The sequence below is a fragment of the Mesorhizobium sp. M7A.F.Ca.AU.001.01.1.1 genome (assembly GCF_004022735.1).
Lineage (GTDB): Bacteria > Pseudomonadota > Alphaproteobacteria > Rhizobiales > Rhizobiaceae > Mesorhizobium > Mesorhizobium ciceri.
Window position 1 is genome coordinate 1 of record NZ_RZPF01000866.1, and the last position, 2,394, is coordinate 2,394.

Here is a 2,394-nt window from a genome sequence, read left to right on the forward strand (position 1 = left end):
GCAGCGGCACGACATGTTCCGCGAACTTGGCGGCATGCTGGCCAACGGCATTGACGACTTCCGTGAGGGACGGCTGACGGCGCCTGATTTCGCGCGCTGGTTCGCGCCGCGCCTCAATCATTTTCTTGGGCATCTCGACGGTCACCACAATGTCGAGGATTATCAATATTTCCCGATCTTCGCCAAGGCCGAGCCCCGTTTGAAGCGCGGCTTCGAGATTCTCGATGCCGACCACCACACCATCCATGAAGGGCTGGAGCGCAATGCCGAGGCGGCCAATGCCTTCATTAAGACGCTTCAGGAGAGCGAGGACAGACAGCGCTTTGCAGCCGACGCCTATGCCGACGAAAACAGCCGGCTGATCGCCATGCTGACAAGACATCTTGCCGACGAGGAAGACCTGATCGTCCCGCTTATCCTCGATCGGGGGGATCAGGCGCTCGGCGTGGATTGACGATCAGCCTTCCCTGGCGCGTTCCCTCCTGGCGATGTGACGGGCGACGAGCCATGCCACAACGGCCACGGTCAGGCCGATGCCAAGACCGATCAGCAACCGTTCGTGATGCATCAGCGCCTGGCCGATGAAGTGCTCTGCGCCAAGTCCAAAGACATAACCGATCGTACCGAACAGCACCGCCCAGACCGCCGATGAAAGCGCGTTGAGGATGACGAAGCGCGGCGCTGTGATATTGGAGAGCCCGGCTGCAATGCCGCCGACGAGACGCATGCCGTAGATATAGCGGTTCGACAGCACGAAAATGTCGGGATGGGTGTTGAGCAGGCGAAAGGCGCGGCGAAAGCCGGGCCGCTTGCGCAATCTGACGACATAGGGATGGTCGGCAAAGCTTCGTCCGAGGATGAAGAAGAAAGTGTCGCCGACAAAGGCGCCGAGGCCGGCCGCAAGGACGGCGTGCCACAGCACGAAGACCTGCTGGTGGGCGAAGAAGCCGCCGAGAATGGCAGCACTTTCGCCCTCCGCGATGCAACCGACAAAGACCGCGAGCAGCCCGTATTGTTCGATGAAATGGTGGATCGCGTCGGTCATGAAGCCGACTGCTGCGAAGACAGCCTTTCGTCGATCCGCTTGATCATCTCGGTCAGTTGCACGATCTCGTCGCGCATGCCGAGAATCTGGCCGTGGCGCAGTTCATCCAGCTTTTCATGCAGCGCCATGATCTCGATCTCGGCTTTCAGGTTGACCTCGTAATCGTGGGCGGCGTCGATGCGGTCGCGTTCGGTCTGGCGGTTCTGCGCCATCATGATCACAGGCGCCTGCAAGGCGGCTACCATCGACAAAACGAGATTGAGGAAGATGAACGGGTAGGGATCGAAGGCGTCACGCGACAGCAGCCAGACATTGCCCGCCGTCCATAAGACCAGAAAGGCGATGAAGGTCAGGATGAAGGACCATGACCCGCCGATGCGGGCGATCGTATCGGCAAGCCGGTCGCCGAAGGTCTGGTGGAAGGCAACGGCCTTGTTGGTGTCGCGCGAGATGGTGGTGCGTTCGAGCGTCGATTGCAGCACCCGGCTTTCGAGCTGGCTGAGGCCGTCCGGCCGCCGCTTGAGCCAGCGGTTCGCCAGATCGTCGATCGTCTTGTTCATGGCCATCTCCAGGGTCTTAGGCTTGCCGTAAGAGGTAGAGGCTGCCGGCTCACACGGGAAGTGTTAGATTGATTCCAGTTGCCGAGGGACCAATGGCCGATTTCAAGAAAATTCGCGCTCGCGCCGCAAAACGTAAGGGCGGCGAAGAGGAACTGACGTCGCTGCTTGGTCCGGCGCCTGACAATGCCGCCGTGGCTGACATCCCCGATGACCGCATTCTCTCCATTATGGCTGAGCGCGTCTTCGCCGCCGGTTTCGTCTGGCGCGTCATCGAGCAGAAATGGCCTGGCTTCGAGGAGGCGTTTCTGCGCTTCGAGCCGAAGCGGCTGTTGTTCCAGCCCGATGATTTCTGGCACGATCTGACGGCCGACCAGCGCATCGTACGCAACCCGCAGAAGATCAGATCCGTTCGCGACAATGCTGCCTTTGTCGAGCGTGTGTCGAAGGAATATGGCGGTTTCGGCAAATTCCTTGCGGAATGGCCTGATGATGACCAGGTCGGGCTGATGGCCTGGCTCGGCAAGCATGGCAGCCGGCTGGGCGGCAACACGGGCCAGTATTTCCTGCGCTGGCTGGGGTGGGATGCGTTCGTCATCTCGGGCGATATGGCCGCGGCGTTGCGCGACGCCGGCCTCGACATCGCCGAAAGCCCGACTTCGAAGAAGGACCTGGACAAGATCCAGAGGCAAATCAATCAATGGGCAGCGGAGACGCATCTGCCGCGCCGCCATATCTCACGCATCCTGGCGATGTCGATCGGCGAGAACCATTCGCCGCAAGCGCTGCGCG

4 protein-coding genes are annotated in these 2,394 nt (G+C 60.9%); 2 read left to right on the forward strand and 2 right to left on the reverse strand.

Annotation, left to right across the window (positions count from 1 at the left end; all coding sequences use genetic code 11):
- Positions 1-454 (forward strand): hemerythrin domain-containing protein (locus EN884_RS33100; RefSeq protein WP_128361011.1); only part of this gene is annotated, 454 nt, incomplete at its 5' end.
- A 3-nt stretch (positions 455-457) separates the two neighbouring features.
- Here EN884_RS33100 and EN884_RS33105 read toward each other — a convergent pair.
- Both EN884_RS33105 and EN884_RS33110 read right to left on the reverse strand, forming a co-directional pair.
- Positions 458-1,045 carry a DedA family protein gene (locus tag EN884_RS33105; RefSeq protein ID WP_024503560.1) on the reverse strand — a complete coding sequence of 196 codons (588 nt, stop codon included), beginning with the start codon at positions 1,043-1,045 and terminating at the stop codon, positions 458-460.
- A complete protein-coding gene (locus EN884_RS33110; RefSeq protein WP_024503559.1) occupies positions 1,042-1,605 on the reverse strand; it encodes a DUF1003 domain-containing protein in 564 nt (187 codons plus the stop codon). The genes EN884_RS33105 and EN884_RS33110 overlap by 4 nt, the downstream gene beginning before the upstream one ends.
- A gap of 92 nt (positions 1,606-1,697) precedes the next feature.
- Between EN884_RS33110 and EN884_RS33115 the strand changes: the two genes are divergently transcribed.
- Positions 1,698-2,394, forward strand: a 697-nt coding sequence (locus tag EN884_RS33115; RefSeq protein WP_128361012.1) for a DNA-3-methyladenine glycosylase I, incomplete at its 3' end; no start/stop codon positions are given.

Excerpts from the sequence above, each read along its gene's own strand:
- EN884_RS33110 (WP_024503559.1), bottom strand. The coding sequence starts at position 1,605 with ATGAACAAGACGATCGACGATCTGGCGAACCGCTGGCTCAAGCGGCGG.
- EN884_RS33105 (WP_024503560.1), bottom strand. The coding sequence starts at position 1,045 with ATGACCGACGCGATCCACCATTTCATCGAACAATACGGGCTGCTCGCG.